This is a genomic window from Streptomyces massasporeus (assembly GCF_014648995.1).
GTDB classification, from domain to species: Bacteria; Actinomycetota; Actinomycetes; order Streptomycetales; family Streptomycetaceae; genus Streptomyces; species Streptomyces massasporeus.
In genome coordinates, this window is the sequence record NZ_BMSE01000011.1 from 232,514 (window position 1) to 249,435 (window position 16,922).

The window sequence follows — 16,922 nt, forward strand, 5'->3', positions numbered from 1 at the left end:
CGACACCATTCGACGGCTGGAACATCGTCGCCGCGGTATAGATCGGATGTCTAGGGGTGTGCATCACTCGACAACCAGCAAGGTCGACAACTGGCCCGGCCCATCCCGGACTGCGAAAATGAAGGCCAGAGGCACATGGACCAGTCTCACCTGGAGGAACCCGTGAAGATGCTGATCAACGTCCCGGAGACCGTGGTGGCGGACGCGCTGCGCGGTCTGGCGGCTGCCCACCCGGAGCTGACCGTGGACGTGGAGAACCGGGTGATCGTGCGGCGGGACGCTCCCGTCGCCGGACAGGTGGGGCTGGTCTCGGGCGGCGGGTCGGGCCACGAGCCGTTGCACGGTGGCTTCGTGGGTCCCGGCATGCTGTCGGCGGCCTGCCCGGGCGAGGTGTTCACCTCCCCCGTGCCCGACCAGATGCTGCGCGCGGCCGCCGCCGTGGACAGCGGCGCGGGCGTGCTGTTCATCGTGAAGAACTACACCGGTGACGTGCTCAACTTCGACATGGCCGCCGAGCTGGCCGAGGACGAGGGCATCCGGGTCGCGAAGGTGCTGGTCAACGATGACGTGGCCGTGACCGACAGCCTGTACACGGCGGGGCGGCGCGGTACGGGCGCGACCCTGTTCGTGGAGAAGATCGCGGGTGCCGCAGCCGCCGAGGGCATGCCGCTGGAGCGGGTCGAGGCCATCGCCCGGCAGGTGAACGAGAGCTCCCGCAGCTTCGGGATCGCGCTGAGCGCCTGCAGCACCCCGGCGAAGGGCAGCCCCACCTTCGATCTGCCGCCCGGCGAGCTGGAGTTGGGCATCGGCATCCACGGTGAGCCCGGCCGGGAGCGGCGCGCCATGATGACCTCCGGCGAGATCGCCGAGGCCGCCGTCGAGGCGGTGGTGGAGGACCTCCAGCCGCGCAATCCGGTGCTGGTCCTGGTCAACGGCATGGGTGCGACGCCGCTGCTCGAGCTGTACGGCTTCCACGCCGAGGTGCACCGGGTGCTCGCCCAGCGCGGCGTCCCCGTGGCCCGTGTCCTCGTGGGCAACTTCGTCACCTCCCTGGACATGGCGGGCGCCTCGCTCACTCTGTGCCAGGTCGACGAGGAACTGCTGCGGCTGTACGACGCGCCGGTGAGTACCCCGGGTCTGCGCTGGGGCATGTGACGCGCAGGGGGTAGAGGATCACCACGTACCTACCAGGCAAGGAGACCCAGTGCTCGACGCCGCATTCTTCCGCCGCTGGATGACGGTGACCGCCGCGTCCGTCGACCGCGAGGCGGAACGGCTCACCGCCCTCGACTCCCCCATCGGGGACGCCGATCACGGCAGCAACCTCCAGCGCGGGTTCAGGGCCGTCGCGGCCGCCCTGGAGAAGGAGCCCCCCGGCACGCCCGGCGGGGTGCTGACCCTCGCCGGACGCCAGCTGATCTCGACGGTCGGTGGCGCCTCGGGGCCGCTGTACGGCACGCTGCTGCGCCGTGCCGGCAAGGCCCTGGGCGATGCCGGTGAGGTCAGCGCGGAGCAGCTGGCCGAGGCCCTGCGGGCGGGGGTGGACGCGGTCATGACGCTCGGCGGCGCCGCCCCGGGCGACAAGACCATGATCGACGCGCTGGTGCCCGCCGTGGACGCGCTCGGCGACTCGTTCACGGCGGCCCGGACCGCCGCGGAGGAGGGCGCCGTGGCGACGACGCCCCTGCAGGCGCGCAAGGGCAGGGCCAGTTATCTGGGCGAGCGCAGCATCGGCCACCAGGACCCGGGTGCCACGTCGGCCGCGCTGCTGATCGCCGGACTCGTGGAGGCCGCTGGTGAGTGACGAGCAGCTGGTTGGCATCGTGCTGGTATCGCACAGCGCGGAGGTGGCCGCGTCGGTCGCCGAGCTGGCGAAGGGACTCGCGGGCGGCGGCCCGGCGGTGCCCGTCGCTCCGGCGGGCGGCACCGAGGGGGGCGGGCTCGGCACCAGCTCCGAACTGATCGCCGCGGCGGCCGCGTCCGTCGACCGAGGCGCCGGGGTCGCCGTCCTGACCGACCTGGGCAGCGCCGTGCTCACGGTGAAGGCGCTGCTCGCGGAGGGCGACGAACTCCCGGAGCCGACACGCCTGGTGGACGCCCCGTTCGTGGAGGGGGCCGTGGCCGCGGTGGTCACCGCGTCCACCGGGGCGGATCTGGCAGCGGTGGAGGCGGCGGCCACGGAGGCGTACGCGTACCGGAAGGTGTGAGGGACGGCTGCGGCCGGGCACGCCCCGAAGGCGGTGCCCGGCCGCAGCCGTGTCCGTGACGTGTCGTCAGCCGCTCAGCCCCCGTCCGCCCGGCTCCCGTCGGCGAACCGCCTCACCACCCGCTCCCCCTCGGTCACGGCCGCGGCGTGGTCCTCGATGGGCGACACCTTGGTGTTCTTGAAGACGATGTAGGTGACACCGGAGGGTGCGCCGCCGCCGTGCGGGTCGGCGCGGATGCCGAGGGCCTTGGCGGTCGCGTAGGACGCCTCTCCGATGATGCCCTGCGGGCCGGTGTCACCGACGACCGCGTACTGGATCCGGTCGCGGTACACGACGGCCACCACCGAACCGCCGCCGATGCCGTGGTCCCGGTAGTCCCAGAGGGCGCTCGGCGCGGGAACGACGATGAAGGGCAGGCCTTCGGCGCTCAACGGGCGGCCGTCCGACTGGGCGTAGGCCGTGCTCGCGGCGAAGTAGGGGTCGGTGCGGCGGTTGCAGCGGGGGCCGGGACTGCCGTCGCAGTCGATGTCCATGTCGGCTTTCCAGAACACGGCGTCGCGGGTGCCGCAGACCGGGATGTTCGCGGGTGCGCCGTTGTCGCTGCGGTAGCGGCCCCGGGAGACGGGAGCGCAGTCCCGCACCTTGGCGAGCAGGTCGGCTGCGCTCACGGCGCCTTCGCGCCACACTGCGAGGTGGGAGTGGGCGGCGGGGTAGGTCGTCGGGGCGAGCAGGGCGGCGCTGGCCACGGCCAGAGTGAGCGACTGGACACGCACGATACGGGAGCCTCTCGTGGGACACCTGACGGGCACTCAGCCCAATCTGGTCCCGAGACGATCACCCGGCCACCGCTGGAGGGCCGGACGGTGCACGTCCCCAACCTCCGACAGGGGCCGGGCGCCTGAGTCCGCGTAAGACTCCGGCCGCCCGGCCACCCGCGCCGGCGCGGGATCTGCGACGACAGCGGTTCCGCGCGACAGGACCGAACTCCCTGTTATCCGCCAGGAGTTCGGCCGTGAGGCCTTCAGCATACGTAACTCCTCCGAGTCGTCACGCACGACGGGAGGTGACCCCCTCACGGAAGCGAGATCCACGACCGGCGGACACCCTCTTGATGTGATCGCGCCAACGGCGTCATATTGGTCCGGACCATTCCGGTGAACCTGCCGGCCGACCACCCCGGGAGGCAGTGCCGTGCGAGGACGCTCCGCTCCCCCGTCCCCCCTGCGCCGCCTGGCGCTCTGCGGGGCTCTCCTTCTGCTCACCTCCTGCGGCTGGGCCGGAGCGGAGGACGGGGACGGCGTCGGTGCGCCCGGCGCTCCGGCAGGTGTGACCGCTGCAGCGGGCAGCGCGACGAGCGTGCATGTCATGTGGAACGCGACCGCCCGGGCCGATGGCTACGAGGTGTATCGCGGCACCACGAAGGTCAAGGAAGTGCCGGGTTCACAGCACATGGTGGATGTCACCAGGCTCCGGCCCTCCACGCGGTACGTGTTCTCCGTCCGGGCACGGGACATCGACGGGCGGCTCGGGCCGCCGAGCCGCCGGGTGCCCGTGACGACGCCCTCGGCGGTCGCGGACGACCGCTCCGCGCCGACCCGCCCGTCGGCGCCCGGCGGACGGGCCGTCGGAAGCCGCGCGGTCCAGCTGTCCTGGTCCGCCTCCACGGACGACCGGGGTGTGGTCTCGTACGACATCCACCAGGGAGACGCGAAGATCCACAGTGTGGGCGGGGGCCAGACGGCCACCGTGCTCACGGGACTGCGGCCCGGCACGGACTACACGTTCACCGTCCGTGCCCGGGACGCGGCCGGCAACGTCTCCCCCGCCGGCCCCGCGGTCCGCCTCACCACACCGGGCACGGACGACGGCCGCGCCACCGCCCCCACGGACTTCCGGGCGGCGAGCCACCGTGAGGACGGGGCCTACCAGCTCGATCTGAGCTGGGTGCCGCCCCGCGTGGACGGTGAGATCACCGAGTACCAGATCCATCTGGACGGCAGGCCCGCCACGTCCCTGGTGTACGGCGGCACCGCCCCCCGTGAGCGGGCCACGTACAGCTTCTACGCCGGTCGGCGCGCCGGTGTCACCCACCGGGTCCGCGTCCGCGCGATGCTGCCCGACGGCACCTGGGGAGGCTTCTCGGCGGAGCGGGCGGTGACGACGGGCGCGGGGCGCTGACGTGCCCACGGCATCGGCCGGGACTCGGCTCGGCACCCGCCGATACGTCCCCGCCGTCCCCGCCGTATCCGCCGGGAGAACCAACCCGTCACCTGCACGGGGGCGCTCGGAGTGCGGCCGGGGCCGGGGGAGCTTTGGCTGACCCCGAGGCAGCACGGGCATTCCCCGACCCTCGGCGGCGCAAGGGATGTACCGCCAACCGTGCCGCCGGAGGGCAGTCCACATGCGCAACTCATCGCCAGTTCTCCGCTCCGGCCTGACCGTGGCAGTCGCCGCGCTGCCCCTCGCCCTGGCCGCGGTGCCCGCCGTCGCGGGCCCGGGCATCTCCGTGAGCACCACGGGGTCCACGGTGTCGGTCACGACCAGCTCGTGCACCCAGATCAACGGCAGCTGGGGCACCGCCTCGCTCCTCACCAGCAGCCAGGGCAGCTTCGCCCAGGGCCGCCAGGTGACGCTGTCGGGGACGTCCACGAGTCAGTCGGCCGCCTGGTCGAGTGTCTCCCCGGGCACCTACACCGTCATCGTCGTCTGCTCGGACGGCACCACCGCGGGCACGCAGTCCGTCGTGGTCTCCACCGCTCCCTCCCCCTCCCCCTCGCGGTCCGCGTCCCCCTCGGCGTCGCCGTCCCGCGGCGTGATGGGCGGGGTCGGCGGCAGCACGACGGACTACGGGACCGTCACGCTGGTCGCGGGCGGCACGCTGGTCGGCGCCGGCCTCCTCGGGACGGCCTGGTACCTGCGCCGGCGCAACAAGCCGTACCGGCTCTGACCCGGTACGGACGGCGGCCCGTTCTCCCGAAGCGCTCCGGGTGGACGGGCCGCCGTCATGTCGTGACCGCGCCGGACCGGCGCCCCATACCGAGCCCGCCCGATGGTCAGACCTGCTCCGCCGGTCCACCGTCCGGGAGTTCGGCGAAGTCCGCCAGGGCACGCCGGAGCCACTGGGTCCAGAAGGTCTCCAGATCGATGCCCGCCCGCAGCACGAGGTGCCGCAGCCGGACCTCGGCGCCGTCGCGGCCGGGCGGGAAGTCGCGTTCCTCGATCTCCTCGTACTCCGCCAGCTGCCGTTCGTGCAGCTCCAGATGGCGTCGCAGATCCGCCTCCAGGCCCGCCGTGCCGACCACGGCCGCCGCCCTGAGGCGCAGCAGCAGCGCGTCGCGGTGCGGCTTGGGGTCCTGGGAGGCGGAGGTCCAGCGGGCCAGTTCGGCGCGGCCCGCCGGCAGGACCTCGTAGCTCTTCTTCTGCCCGCGGGCCGGCTGCTCGGACGGCAGTGCGCGGATGAGGCCGTCGGCCTCCAGTTTCCCCAGCTCGCGGTAGATCTGCTGGTGCGTCGCCGACCAGAAGTAGCCGATCGACCGGTCGAACCGGCGGGTCAGCTCCAGGCCCGAGGACTTCTTCTCGAGCAGGGCGGTGAGGATCGCGTGCGGGAGTGACATGGCCTCATCCTAGGGACGCGTCACCGCACTACAGGGCGGCCGCGAGCTCGGTGCCCTGCTTGATGGCGCGCTTGGCGTCGAGTTCGGCGGCCACGTCGGCGCCGCCGATGAGGTGCGTGCTGCGCCCGGCGGCGAGCAGCTGCTCGTACAGGCCTCGGCGCGGCTCCTGGCCCGTGCACAGCACGACCGTGTCGACCTCGAGGACCGTGCTCTCCTCGCCGACGGTGATGTGGAGTCCGGCGTCGTCGATCCGGTCGTAGCGCGCACCCGGGACCATGGTGACGCCGCGGTGCTTGAGCTCGGTGCGGTGGATCCAGCCGGTGGTCTTGCCGAGGCCGGCGCCGACCTTGGACGTCTTGCGCTGGAGCAGGTGGACGGTGCGCGGCGGCGCGGGCCGCTCGGGCGCCGCGAGGCCGCCGGGGCCGCGGTAGTCGAGGTCGACGCCCCACTGGCGGAAGTACGTCGCCGGGTCCTCGTGGGCCTTGTCGCCGCCGTCGGTGAGGAACTCGGCGACGTCGAAGCCGATGCCGCCCGCGCCGAGGATCGCGACCCGGTCACCAACGGGGGCGCCGTCGCGCAGGACGTCGAGGTAGCCGACGACGCTCGGGTGGTCGATGCCGGGGATCTCGGGGGTGCGCGGGGTGACGCCGGTGGCGACGACGACCTCGTCGAAGCCGTCGAGGTCCGCGACCGTGACCAGGGTGTCGAGCCGGACGTCGACGCCGTGCCAGTCGAGCTGGGTGCGGAAGTACCGGAGCGTCTCGTCGAACTCCTGCTTGCCGGGGACCTTGCGGGCGACGTTGAGCTGGCCGCCGATCTCGCTCGCCGCGTCGAACAGCGTCACCTCGTGCCCGCGCTCGGCGGCGGAGACCGCGCAGGCGAGGCCGGCCGGGCCGGCGCCGACGACCGCGACGCGCTTGCGCAGCCGGGTCGGGGAGAGCACGAGCTCGGTCTCGTGGCAGGCGCGCGGGTTGACCAGGCAGGAGGTGATCAGGCCGCTGAAGGTGTGGTCGAGGCAGGCCTGGTTGCAGCCGATGCAGGTGTTGATCGCCTCGGGGCGGCCGGCGGCGGCCTTGGTGACGAAGTCGGGGTCGGCGAGCATCGGGCGGGCCATCGACACCATGTCGGCGGCGCCCTCGGCGAGCAGTTCCTCGGCGAGCTCGGGGGTGTTGATGCGGTTGGTGGTGACGAGCGGGACGGACACCTCGCCCATGAGCCGCTTGGTCACCCAGGTGTACGCGCCGCGCGGCACGGAGGTCGCGATGGTGGGGATGCGGGCCTCGTGCCAGCCGATGCCGGTGTTGATGATCGTCGCCCCGGCGGCTTCGACGGCCTTGGCGAGGGTGACGACCTCGTCGAGCGTCGAGCCGCCCGGGACCAGGTCGAGCATGGAGAGGCGGTAGATGACGATGAAGTCCTCGCCGACCGCCTCGCGCACCCGGCGCACGATCTCCAGGGGGAAGCGCGTGCGGTTCTCGTAGGAGCCGCCCCAGCCGTCGGTGCGGTGGTTGGTCTGCAGGGCGATGAACTCGTTGATGAGGTAGCCCTCGGAGCCCATGATCTCGACGCCGTCGTAGCCGGCCTGCCGGGCGAGGCGGGCGGCGCGGGCGTAGTCGTCGATCGTCCGCTCGATGTCGGCGTCGGTGAGCTCGCGGGGCGGGAAGGGGCTGATCGGCGCCTGGACCGGGCTCGGCGCGACGAGGTCCTTGTGGTAGGCGTACCGGCCGAAGTGCAGGATCTGCATCGCGATCCGCCCGCCCTCGCGGTGCACGGCGTCGGTGATGACCCGGTGCTGCTCGGCCTCTTCCTCGGTGGTGAGCCTGGCGCCGCCCTCGTAGGGCCGTCCCTCGTCGTTGGGGGCGATGCCGCCGGTGACGATCAGGCCCACTCCCCCGCGGGCGCGGGCGGCGTAGAAGGCGGCCATGCGTGCGAAGCCGCCCTCGGCCTCCTCCAGGCCGACGTGCATGGAGCCCATGAGGACCCGGTTGGGCAGGGTCGTGAAGCCCAGGTCGAGGGGGGTCAGCAGGTGCGGGTAACGGCTCATCGGGCCCTCCGTGCGCGGTGTCGTGCCTGTAGTTGTAGAGGACTACCGACTGTTTATGCAACTAGTTGCACAAGGTGATGGAGGGCACAGTAGGGCCATGACCAGGGACCTTGGGCCGCTGACCGCGGTGGTGGACCTCGCGGGCGAGCTGATCCGCCGCCCGAGCCGGGCCGGCCTCGACGACCACGCACCCGTTCTGGCGGTGCTGGAGGACTGGCTCACCGCCCGCGGGCTGCCGTGCCGCCGGCTGCGCGACGACGCCCGCCGCCCGGTCGCGCTGCTGGTGGAGATCGCCGGCGGCCGGCCCGGGCCCTGGTGGGCACTGGACGCCTGCGTGGACACCGCGCCGTTCGGCGACGAGACCGCCTGGTCCTTCCCGCCCACCGCCGGAGACGTCGTCGAGGGCCGGCTCCGGGGGCGGGGCGCGGCCGACTCGAAGCTCGCCGCCGCCCTGTTCTGCCATATCGCGGCCGAGCTGCACGGCCGGGCCGGTGCACTGCGCGGCGGACTCGCGGTCCTGCTCGACGCCGATGAGCACACGGGCGGCTTCGGGGGTGCCCGGGCGTATCTCGCCGACCCGGACGCGGTCACCCCGGCCGGGGTGATGATCGGCTACCCGGGTCTCGACGAGGTCGTGGTCGGCGGACGCGGGCTGTGGCGGGCCGGAATCGCCGTGCACGGGACCTCAGGGCACTCCGGGTCGCGCCGCGCTGTGGTCGGCGCGGTGTCGCGGGCCGCGCACCTCGTCCGGCTGCTGGACGCGGCCCCGCTGCCCGGGGCGGCCGGGCCGTTCCCCCTGCCGCCGAGACTGACGGTGACGTACTGCCACGGCGGGGAGGGCTTCTCCGCCGTACCGGACCGGTGCGAGATCGGCGTGGACGTCCGCACCACACCGGGCTTCGGCGCCCGCGCCGCGCAGGACCTGGTCCGGGCGGCGGCGAGCGAGCTGGACGCCATGCTGCCCGCGCCGCGGCCGACCGAGGTCACGGCGGTGGCGTCCTGGCCGCCGTACCGGCTGGCGGAGGACGAGCAGCCGGCCGCCGCGCTGCTGGGCGCCGCGGCCGGGCAGGGCCTCACGGTGCGGGCCAAGACGGCGGGCCCGTCCAACATCGGCAATCTGCTGGCCGCCGAGGGCATCCCGGCCACGGCCGGCTTCGGTCTGCCGTACGAGGGACTGCACGGCGTGGACGAACGGGTGCACCTGGCGGACCTGCCCCTGGTGCACGCCGTCTACCGGCGGGCCGTCCTCGACCTGCTGACGGGATGAGGAGCGCTCACCGGCTCTGGAGCCGCACGTGCAGTTCCTTCTCCTGGTCACCGGAGACGGTGCTCAGGTCGTGCACGTCGAACAGCGAGTCCAGGGTCGTGCGGAGCCGTTCGATCGCCCAGTAGCCGCCGTGCAGGTCTGCTTCGACGGAGGACGCCAGGTGCACCGGTCGCGAACCCTCGTGCTCGTCGGCGACATCGAAGGTGCCGAGCCAGACCGTCGGGCGGGTCGCGTGCAGCTCCTCGGGCACGTCGTCGGCGCACCGGTCGGACTCGAAGCAGGAGCAGAGCGCGTCGAACACGATCCGGGCGTCGTGCTTGCTGCACCCGCTGATCTCCACCGAGACGGAGTGGGGGTGCGGTCGCTCCTCGTTCATCGCCATCGTGATCGCTCCTTTCGCGGCCACCGGCTGCCGTATCCGCCCCTACCCCAGCAAAGCACCACCTTCCGGCGAGCACTACCGGCGGCGCCCGTCTCCCGGTGGCGGTTTTGCGGGGCGGCCCACGCCGTGTTGGGAGATGGTGGAAGGTGACGGAAGGGGCCTTCGAGAAACGGCTCCGCGCGGTAGAACATGGGGTGTCGGCACACGACGGCGTGCCGCGAGGACGGCGAAGGCGGGGCGTGGGATGAGTGCAGCCGGGTCTCCCGAGTCCGAGGACGGCGGTCCGGTGCGCGGGTCGGCGCGCCCGAGCGGTCTGCTCGACGTGCTGCGCGTGGCCTCGGTGGTCCTGGACGCCGAGGGCCGCATCGTGCTGTGGAGCCCGCAGGCCGAGGAACTGTTCGGGTACGAGGCGCAGGAGGCGCTCGGGCAGTACGCCGCCCGCATCATGGTCCACGAGCAGCACGTCGACCTCGTGGTCAAGCTGTTCGCCGACGTCATGGACACCGGGCAGAGCTGGGCCGGGGCCTTCCCGATCCGCCGCAAGGACGGCGGCACCCGGCTGGTGGAGTTCCGCAACATGCGGCTGCTGGACGACCAGGGCGACGTCTACGCGCTGGGGCTGTGCGCCGACCAGACGACCGTGCACCGGCTGGAGCGGGAGGTGGCGCTGTCGACGCGGATGATCGCGCAGTCCCCGATCGGGCTGGCCGTGCTGGACACGGACCTGCGGTACGTCTCCGTCAACAGGGCGCTGGAGGAGATCAACGGCGTGCCGGCCGAGGAGCACCTGGGCCGCACGGTCCGCGAGGTGGTGCCGCGGATGGACGTCGACGCCCTGGAGGCCGCCACCCGGCGCGTACTGGAGACCGGCACGCCGGTCGTCGACCAGTCCACGATCGGCCGTACTCCGGCCGACCCGCACCAGGACCACGCCTGGTCGATCTCCCTGTACCGGCTGGAGAACGCCTTCGGGACCGTGCTGGGCGTGGCCGTCTCGATCGTCGACGTCACCGAGCAGTACCGGGCGGGCATCGAGGCCGAGGCCGCGCGGCGGCGCCTGGCCCTGATCGCCGACGCCTCGGGCCGGATCGGCACCACGCTGGATCTGGACCGCACGGCCGGCGAGCTGGCCGAGGTGGCCGTGCCGGAGCTCGCCGACATCGCGGCCGTCGACCTGCTGGACGCGGTGGTGCAGGGCCGCCGCACCAGCCTGGGCCCCGCCGAGTCGGCCGTGATCCGCGCACTGGCGGTGCAGGGGTACGACTCCGCCGAGGCCCTGGAGGCGGCCGACCCTCCCGGTCAGGTCGCCCGGTACGCCCCCGACCGGCTCGTCACCCAATGCGTGCGCACCGCGAGCCCCGTGATGCTGCCGGAGGTCAAGGACGAGGACCTGGACCGCATCGCCCGTTCCTCCGAGGCGGCCGAGCTGCTGGGCCGGGCCGGTGTGCACTCGTACCTGGCGGTGCCGCTGATCGCGCGGGGCGAGGTGCTGGGGGCCCTGGACCTCAAGCGCACCCGCAATCCGCTGCCGTTCAGCGAGGACGACCTGCTGCTGGCGCGCGAGCTGGCCGCCCGGGCCGCCGTGCAGATCGACAACGCCCGCTGGTACCAGAGCGCCCGCGAGACCGCGCTCACCCTCCAGCGCAGCCTGCTGCCCAGCCATCCGCCGGTGACGGGCGGGCTGGAGGTCGCCTCCCGCTACCAGCCGGCCGGGGCCACGAGCGAGGTCGGCGGCGACTGGTTCGACGTGATCCCGCTGGACGGCGGCAAGACGGCGCTCGTCGTGGGCGACGTGATGGGCAGCGGCATTCCCGCGGCGGCGGCCATGGGGCGGCTGCGGACGGCGACCAACACCCTCGCCTCCCTCGATCTCGATCCGCATGTGCTCCTGGAACACCTCGACAAGATCACCGCGGGCCTCGAGCAGACCATCGCCACCTGCGTCTACGCCGTTCACGACCCGCATCTGCGGCAGTGCCGGATCGCCAACGCCGGGCACCTGCCGCCGGTGCGGGTCCGGCCCGGCCGCGCGCCGGAGCTGCTCGACCTGCCGACCGGAGTGCCGCTCGGCGTGGGCGGTGTCGCCTTCTCCACGACCACCGTCGACCTCGAGCCCGGCGACCGGCTGGTGCTCTACACCGACGGCCTGGTCGAGACCCGGCGCGACCCCATCGACGAACGGCTCGACACGCTGCTGTCGCTGCTCGACGGGCCCGACCGGCCCCTGGAGGAGGTCTGCGACCTGCTGCTGCGCACGCTGCACGAGCCGGACAACTTCGACGACGTGGCCCTGCTCATCGCGCGGGCGACCGCACCGGAGTGAGGACCGGGGGGCCTAGGGTCTGACGCCGGTCACCACGTGGGCGTACAGCTCCTCCGACACGGCCAGCCGTGCCGTCAGGCCGTTGCGTTCGAGGGCCTTCACGGCGGTCGGGGCCTGGTGCCGGCTCGTCTCCACCAGGACGCAGCCACCGGGGGCGAGCCAGTGGGGCGCCTCGGCCGCGACCCGGCGCAGCACGTCGAGGCCGTCCGTGCCGCCGTCGAGTGCGACGAGCGGCTCGTGGTCACGGGCCTCCTGCGGCAGCAGGCCGATCTCGTCGCTCGGCACGTACGGCACGTTGGCCGCGAGGATGCCGACGCGGCCGCGCAGCGCGCCGGGCAGCGCCTCGAACAGATCGCCCTGGTGCACCTGCCCGCCGACGGCGCAGACGTTGCCGCCGGCGCACCGCACGGCGGCCGGGTCGATGTCGGCGGCATGCAGTTCGACGCGGCCGAGCGCGGCGGCCAGCGCCGCTCCCACGGCACCCGAACCGCAGCACAGGTCCACGACGACGGCGGCCCCGGGCGCCTGCCGCAGGGCCTGCTCCACCAGGAACTCGGTGCGCCGGCGGGGCACGAACACCCCCGGCGCGACGGTGATGCGCAGGCCCCGGAACTCGGCCCAGCCGACGACGAGTTCGAGGGGCAGGCCGGCGACGCGGCGCTCGACCATGGCGGCGATCCCGGCCGGAGTACGGGCGGTGGCGAGAATCATCTCGGCCTCGTCCTCGGCGAAGACGCACCCCGCGGTGCGCAGGGCGGCGACGACGGAGTCACGGGAGGACGGTGCGGAAGGGGGGACGGCAGACACAGACGGCATGGAAGCCCAGAGCCTTTCGGGAACCGAAGGGCGCTCCGGCGATCGCCTACGACCGGCGATCCGCGCGACGTCGAGAGGAGAGCACCCGAGCTGACACAGCGGTAATGGGTCTCACCTCCTCGGCTTCCGGCGGCCGGGCCCCTGCCCGGCCGGACGGCAACCCTACCCCGAGGGGCGGCCGACGGGGACGGCGACGGGGACACCGCCCCGGCCGAGTGGTTGGGTTATGCAACCATGGAGGGAGCCGAGCAGCATCGTGGTGAGGGAGGTCCCGTGCACACCGACGACGCCGTCGAGACCATCCAGCGGGAGATGACGGTCTTCGCCCGCCGCGCCCGGGCCGCCGCGGGCCGGATGCACCCCGAGCTGTCGCTGGTGTCGTACACGCTGCTCGGGCATCTGGAGGAGGCCGGCGGATGCCGGGCCACCGACCTGGCCGCCCACTACGCCCTGGACAAGTCCACCGTCAGCCGCCAGGTGACCGCCCTGGAGCGCGCCGACCTCATCGAGCGCCGCCCGGACCCGGCGGATCAGCGCGTCCAGGTGCTGCATCTGACGCAGGCCGGGCGGCACATCCTGGCCCAGGTCACCGACAGCCGGCGGGCGGCGTTCCGGGAGCGCCTGACCGGCTGGCCGGCGGAGGACCTGAGCCGGTTCGCCGAGTACCTCGTGCGCTACAACACCTGGCCGGGCCCCGGCCGGGAGGAGTAGGCCGCAGGCCCCGTACGGTTGAATACGCAATCACTGATCATCCGGTCCGGCGGGCACCGTCGGTCCGGCCCGGAGGCACCACCGCATGCACATCACCCGAGGCTTCATCGGGCGCCCGCGCGTCGCCGACCCCGGTCTGCCGCCCGGCCAGTACGACGCGGGCGACGACTGGCCCGTCCTGTCCGCCGAGGTTACTCCCGAACTGGCACCCGCCGACTGGACCTTCCGCGTCGACGGGCTGGTCGCCGAGCCCCGCACCTGGGACTGGGAGGAGGCGCACCGGCTGCCCCCGTCGGCGTACGAGGGCGCCATCCACTGTGTGACCAGCTGGTCGAAGTTCGGGGTGCGGTTCGCGGGAGTGTCCCTGGACGCGTTCCTGGACGTGGTCCGGCCCCATGGGTCGGCCACCCATGCCGTCGCCTACTCGCACACCGGCTACACCGCGAGCCTCCCGCTGGCCGACCTGACCGGCGGGCGCGCCTGGATCGCGTGGGAGTACGACGGCAGGCCCCTCGCTCCCGAGCACGGCGGCCCGGCGCGGCTGGTGGTGCCGCACCTGTACTTCTGGAAGAGCGCCAAGTGGATCGCGGGCCTGCGGATCCTCGACCACGACGAGCCGGGTTTCTGGGAGCAGAACGGCTATCACGAGCGGGGCAACCCGTGGGAGGAGCAGAGGTACTCCGGTGACTGAGACCGCCGTGACACAGACCTTCGTGCCTCCGACGCGGTTCGCCGTGCCCGGGCGCATCGCCGTGAGCGAGCAGGCCGCCTCCGAATGGCAGACCGCCACGATCACCGAGATCCGCCGCGAGACCCCCCGCGCCGCCACCTTCCGGCTCGCCGTGCCCGGCTGGCCGGGGCATCTGCCCGGCCAGCACCTGATGGTGCGGCTGACCGCCGAGGACGGCTACACGGCCCAGCGGCACTACTCGATCGCGTCCGCGCCGGACGACTCCGGGCATGTCGAGCTGACCCTGGATCACGTGGAGGGCGGCGAGGTCTCGGGCTGGTTCCACACCGTCGCCCGGCCCGGTGACCGGGTCGAGGTGCGGGGCCCGGTGAGCGGCTTCTTCGCCTGGCCGGGCGACCGGCCCGCGCTGCTCGTCGGCGCCGGCTCCGGCGTCGTACCGCTGATGTCGATGGTCCGGCACCACCGGACACGGAACATGACCGTGCCGTTGCGGCTGCTGGTGTCCGCGCGCAGCCCCGAGGAGCTCGTCTACGCCCGGGAGTTGGGTGCGGAGACCACCCCTGTCTTCACACGGAGCGCGCCCCCCGGGGTGGCGGTCGGACGTATGGCGGCCGCACATGTGGCGCCGCTCCTGGCCGAGCAGCCCTCCGGTGGGTGGGAGGCCTATGTGTGCGGCTCCAACTCCTTCGCCGAACACGCCTCCCGGCTGCTCGTGACGGCCGGTCAGCCGGTGCACCGGATCCGCATCGAGCGTTTCGGCTGACCCCCGGTTTCGTCGCGGCCGTCCCGGGCACCCCAGCCGCGGGCCGCTCCCGCTGTGGATACGGCCCCGGAGCGATCGATGTGCGCCGGAGGGGGTACCCCGTCCCATGGAGGCACTCGCACGCATGACGTGACGCGGAGGGAGCGGCGGCGCGCGGCCGGTCCGGCCATCCGGCCGCGGTGACGGCGAGGAGGTGGACATTGCGTACCCGGGTGCGCGGCTGGCGTTGGCGACGCAGTCCGCTGCGGCGCCGGTCGGATGTCGTTGAAGCATGGACGGTGCTGGTGGTCGCCGTCCTCATCCTCGTGGGCGCGCCCCTGGCCGGGGCGGCCGCCGCCTGGTGGGCCCACGACGAGGCGCGGTCGGTGGCGGCGGAGCAGCGGGCCGAGCGGCATCGCGTCCGGGCCGAGGTGGTCGGCACCACCGACTCGCTGCCGTCGGTGCAGGCCGGCGGGCAGCACGCGTACCGGGCGACCGTGCGCTGGACCGAGCCGGACGGAACCCGACACACCGCGACGACGCGGGTCCCCGCGGACACCGAGCGAGGCGAGACCGTCGACGCCTGGTTCGACGACCGGGGGCGGAGTGTTCTCCCGCCGGTGGACGGGTCGGCGGTCTGGCAGCACACCCTCACCATCGGTACCTGCGCCGCGGGCGGTGCGGTGCTCGTGGTGGTCTTCGGCCACTCCTGGGTACGCCGGGTGGCACTGCGGCGCCGGATGGCGGAATGGGACCGGGCGTGGGCCCGTACGGAACCGGAGTGGACACACCGCCGCGCATGAGACGCGGCAGTCGCCCCCCCGAGGGCCAAGGGGACCGGTGAACACCAGGTGACCCGACCACCTGGCACGTGAGCTCTCCCCCGGCACCTCCGCAAGGATCCCGCTTCCACGCCTGTGACCAGCGCCTCAGCAGCCCCGAGCGGGCCGCGCCCCGGAGGCAGACCAGAACAAAACCCTGGCCAGTCCTCCGACCACCCACGTAGTGTGATCATCCGCATTGCCCCCGTAGCTGCTCCTCACCCAAGGCGGTCCTACATGGCCCTGTTCGACCTTCCTCTCGACGAACTCCGCGAGTACCGCAGCGCGGCCACAGAGCCCGAGGACTTCGACGCGTTCTGGTCCAAGACCCTCCAGGAGGCGCGCGTTCACGACCTGGACGCCCGCTTCGAACCGGTCGACACGGGCCTGTCCACCGTCCAGGTCTTCGACGTGACGTACGCCGGCTTCGGCGGTCACCCGGTCAAGGGCTGGCTGACGCTCCCGGCCGGGGCGGAGGGACCGCTGCCGCTGGTCGTGGAGTTCATCGGCTACGGCGGCGGGCGCGGGCTGCCGCACGAGCACCTGCTGTGGGCGTCCTCGGGCCGGGCGCACTTCGTGATGGACACCCGCGGGCAGGGCAGCGCCTGGGGCGGGGGCGGCGGCACGGCGGACCCGGTGGGCGGGGCGCCCGCGTACCCCGGTTTCATGACCCGCGGCATCGACGCCCCGGAGAACTACTACTACCGCCGGGTCTACACGGACGCGGTACGTGCCGTCGAGGCCGCCCGCTCGCACCCCCTCACCGACCCGGCGCGCACGGTGGCCGTCGGTTCCAGCCAGGGCGGCGGCATCACCATCGCGGTGGGCGGCCTGGTCCCGGACCTGGCGGGCATCGCGCCGGACGTGCCGTTCCTGTGCGACTTCCCGCGCGCGGCAACGATCACCGACCGGCACCCGTACCGGGAGATCGGCCTCTACCTCAAGACGCACCGCGGCCGCACCGAGGACGCCCTGCGCACGGTGTCCTACTTCGACGGCGTCCACTTCGCCGCCCGTGGCCGTGCCCCCGCGCTCTTCTCGGCCGCCCTGGAGGACCAGACCTGCCCGCCCTCGACCGTCTTCGCGGCCTTCAACGCCTGGGACCACGAGGACAAGTCGATCGAGGTCTACGACTTCAACGACCACGAGGGCGGCGGCCCCTACCAGCAGGCGGCCAAGCTGCGCTGGATGCGCTCGTACATCTGATCCGGCCGTTCACCGCCGGCGGACTTCCACCCGGTCCGACCAGTCGGTACGTTCTTCGCGCCCGGGCCGCGACGCGGCGTCCCGGGCCCGGGACGGTC

Annotated in this window: 17 protein-coding genes; 12 read left to right on the forward strand and 5 right to left on the reverse strand. The window is 73.3% G+C overall.

Translation table 11 applies throughout. The features are described from left to right. The first annotated feature begins 162 nt into the window (after positions 1 to 162). Genes dhaK through IE153_RS24380 form a run of 3 tightly spaced genes read left to right on the forward strand, consistent with a single transcriptional unit; the run spans position 163 to position 2,207 of the window. Entirely contained in the window at positions 163 to 1,155 is a 993-nt protein-coding gene (gene dhaK / locus IE153_RS24370; protein WP_189592010.1) for a dihydroxyacetone kinase subunit DhaK, read from the forward strand. A gap of 49 nt (positions 1,156 to 1,204) precedes the next feature. Then, positions 1,205 to 1,804: a dihydroxyacetone kinase subunit DhaL gene (dhaL, locus tag IE153_RS24375; RefSeq protein ID WP_189591945.1), complete on the forward strand. Its 600-nt coding sequence runs from the start codon at positions 1,205 to 1,207 to the stop codon at positions 1,802 to 1,804. Then, positions 1,797 to 2,207 (forward strand): PTS-dependent dihydroxyacetone kinase phosphotransferase subunit DhaM, encoded by a 411-nt coding sequence (locus IE153_RS24380; RefSeq protein WP_189591946.1) that lies wholly within the window; start codon positions 1,797 to 1,799, stop codon positions 2,205 to 2,207. The genes dhaL and IE153_RS24380 overlap by 8 nt, the downstream gene beginning before the upstream one ends. Positions 2,208 to 2,281: 74 nt before the next feature. On the opposite strand, the gene IE153_RS24385 is transcribed toward IE153_RS24380, so the two are convergent. Further along, on the reverse strand, positions 2,282 to 2,980 hold the full coding sequence (locus IE153_RS24385; protein WP_189591947.1) for a glycoside hydrolase family 75 protein: 699 nt from the start codon (positions 2,978 to 2,980) through the stop codon (positions 2,282 to 2,284). A 418-nt stretch (positions 2,981 to 3,398) separates the two neighbouring features. On the opposite strand from IE153_RS24385, the gene IE153_RS24390 reads away from it, so the two are divergent. Together IE153_RS24390 and IE153_RS24395 are read left to right on the forward strand one after the other, a co-directional pair. After that, positions 3,399 to 4,385 carry a fibronectin type III domain-containing protein gene (locus IE153_RS24390; protein WP_189591948.1) on the forward strand — a complete coding sequence of 329 codons (987 nt, stop codon included), beginning with the start codon at positions 3,399 to 3,401 and terminating at the stop codon, positions 4,383 to 4,385. Positions 4,386 to 4,608: 223 nt separating this feature from the next. Then, a complete protein-coding gene (locus IE153_RS24395) occupies positions 4,609 to 5,154 on the forward strand; it encodes a hypothetical protein (RefSeq protein ID WP_031111202.1) in 546 nt (181 codons plus the stop codon). A 106-nt stretch (positions 5,155 to 5,260) separates the two neighbouring features. Here the strand turns inward: IE153_RS24395 and IE153_RS24400 are convergent, their stop codons facing one another. Both IE153_RS24400 and IE153_RS24405 read right to left on the reverse strand, forming a co-directional pair. Beyond that, positions 5,261 to 5,821, reverse strand: coding sequence for a PadR family transcriptional regulator (locus tag IE153_RS24400; RefSeq protein WP_189591949.1), 561 nt, complete (start codon positions 5,819 to 5,821; stop codon positions 5,261 to 5,263). 28 nt (positions 5,822 to 5,849) lie between these two features. Further along, positions 5,850 to 7,865 carry an NADPH-dependent 2,4-dienoyl-CoA reductase gene (locus IE153_RS24405; protein WP_189591950.1) on the reverse strand — a complete coding sequence of 672 codons (2,016 nt, stop codon included), beginning with the start codon at positions 7,863 to 7,865 and terminating at the stop codon, positions 5,850 to 5,852. A gap of 97 nt (positions 7,866 to 7,962) precedes the next feature. On the opposite strand from IE153_RS24405, the gene IE153_RS24410 reads away from it, so the two are divergent. Further along, entirely contained in the window at positions 7,963 to 9,132 is a 1,170-nt protein-coding gene (locus IE153_RS24410; RefSeq protein ID WP_189591951.1) for a M20 family metallopeptidase, read from the forward strand. Between the two features lie 7 nt (positions 9,133 to 9,139). On the opposite strand, the gene IE153_RS24415 is transcribed toward IE153_RS24410, so the two are convergent. Then, positions 9,140 to 9,508, reverse strand: a complete 369-nt coding sequence (locus IE153_RS24415; RefSeq protein WP_189592011.1) for a hypothetical protein — start codon at positions 9,506 to 9,508, stop codon at positions 9,140 to 9,142. Positions 9,509 to 9,758: 250 nt separating this feature from the next. On the opposite strand from IE153_RS24415, the gene IE153_RS24420 reads away from it, so the two are divergent. Then, positions 9,759 to 11,837, forward strand: coding sequence for a SpoIIE family protein phosphatase (locus IE153_RS24420; RefSeq protein ID WP_189591952.1), 2,079 nt, complete (start codon positions 9,759 to 9,761; stop codon positions 11,835 to 11,837). A gap of 12 nt (positions 11,838 to 11,849) precedes the next feature. Here IE153_RS24420 and IE153_RS24425 read toward each other — a convergent pair whose 3' ends face one another. Beyond that, the gene (locus tag IE153_RS24425; protein ID WP_189591953.1) at positions 11,850 to 12,653 is read right to left on the reverse strand and encodes a putative protein N(5)-glutamine methyltransferase; all 804 of its coding nucleotides are present in this window, start codon (positions 12,651 to 12,653) and stop codon (positions 11,850 to 11,852) included. A 234-nt stretch (positions 12,654 to 12,887) separates the two neighbouring features. Here IE153_RS24425 and IE153_RS24430 point away from each other — a divergent pair, with 234 nt between their 5' ends. The 5 genes from IE153_RS24430 to IE153_RS24450 all read left to right on the forward strand — a co-directional run bounded on the left by IE153_RS24430 (position 12,888) and on the right by IE153_RS24450 (position 16,824). Next, a complete protein-coding gene (locus IE153_RS24430) occupies positions 12,888 to 13,364 on the forward strand; it encodes a MarR family winged helix-turn-helix transcriptional regulator (RefSeq protein WP_189591954.1) in 477 nt (158 codons plus the stop codon). Positions 13,365 to 13,449: 85 nt separating this feature from the next. Beyond that, the gene (locus IE153_RS24435; RefSeq protein ID WP_189591955.1) at positions 13,450 to 14,055 is read left to right on the forward strand and encodes a sulfite oxidase-like oxidoreductase; all 606 of its coding nucleotides are present in this window, start codon (positions 13,450 to 13,452) and stop codon (positions 14,053 to 14,055) included. 7 nt (positions 14,056 to 14,062) lie between these two features. Further along, positions 14,063 to 14,818, forward strand: a complete 756-nt coding sequence (locus IE153_RS24440; protein ID WP_189592012.1) for a ferredoxin reductase — start codon at positions 14,063 to 14,065, stop codon at positions 14,816 to 14,818. 200 nt (positions 14,819 to 15,018) lie between these two features. Continuing rightward, positions 15,019 to 15,600 carry an Rv1733c family protein gene (locus IE153_RS24445; protein WP_189591956.1) on the forward strand — a complete coding sequence of 194 codons (582 nt, stop codon included), beginning with the start codon at positions 15,019 to 15,021 and terminating at the stop codon, positions 15,598 to 15,600. Between the two features lie 255 nt (positions 15,601 to 15,855). Continuing rightward, on the forward strand, positions 15,856 to 16,824 hold the full coding sequence (locus IE153_RS24450) for an acetylxylan esterase (protein WP_189591957.1): 969 nt from the start codon (positions 15,856 to 15,858) through the stop codon (positions 16,822 to 16,824). Positions 16,825 to 16,922: the final 98 nt, after the last annotated feature.

Excerpts from the sequence above, each read along its gene's own strand:
- IE153_RS24395 (WP_031111202.1), top strand. The coding sequence starts at position 4,609 with ATGCGCAACTCATCGCCAGTTCTCCGCTCCGGCCTGACCGTGGCAGTC.
- IE153_RS24400 (WP_189591949.1), bottom strand. The coding sequence starts at position 5,821 with ATGTCACTCCCGCACGCGATCCTCACCGCCCTGCTCGAGAAGAAGTCC.
- IE153_RS24405 (WP_189591950.1), bottom strand. The coding sequence starts at position 7,865 with ATGAGCCGTTACCCGCACCTGCTGACCCCCCTCGACCTGGGCTTCACG.
- IE153_RS24410 (WP_189591951.1), top strand. The coding sequence starts at position 7,963 with ATGACCAGGGACCTTGGGCCGCTGACCGCGGTGGTGGACCTCGCGGGC.
- IE153_RS24415 (WP_189592011.1), bottom strand. The coding sequence starts at position 9,508 with ATGAACGAGGAGCGACCGCACCCCCACTCCGTCTCGGTGGAGATCAGC.
- IE153_RS24420 (WP_189591952.1), top strand. The coding sequence starts at position 9,759 with ATGAGTGCAGCCGGGTCTCCCGAGTCCGAGGACGGCGGTCCGGTGCGC.
- IE153_RS24425 (WP_189591953.1), bottom strand. The coding sequence starts at position 12,653 with ATGCCGTCTGTGTCTGCCGTCCCCCCTTCCGCACCGTCCTCCCGTGAC.
- IE153_RS24430 (WP_189591954.1), top strand. The coding sequence starts at position 12,888 with ATGGAGGGAGCCGAGCAGCATCGTGGTGAGGGAGGTCCCGTGCACACC.
- IE153_RS24435 (WP_189591955.1), top strand. The coding sequence starts at position 13,450 with ATGCACATCACCCGAGGCTTCATCGGGCGCCCGCGCGTCGCCGACCCC.
- IE153_RS24450 (WP_189591957.1), top strand. The coding sequence starts at position 15,856 with ATGGCCCTGTTCGACCTTCCTCTCGACGAACTCCGCGAGTACCGCAGC.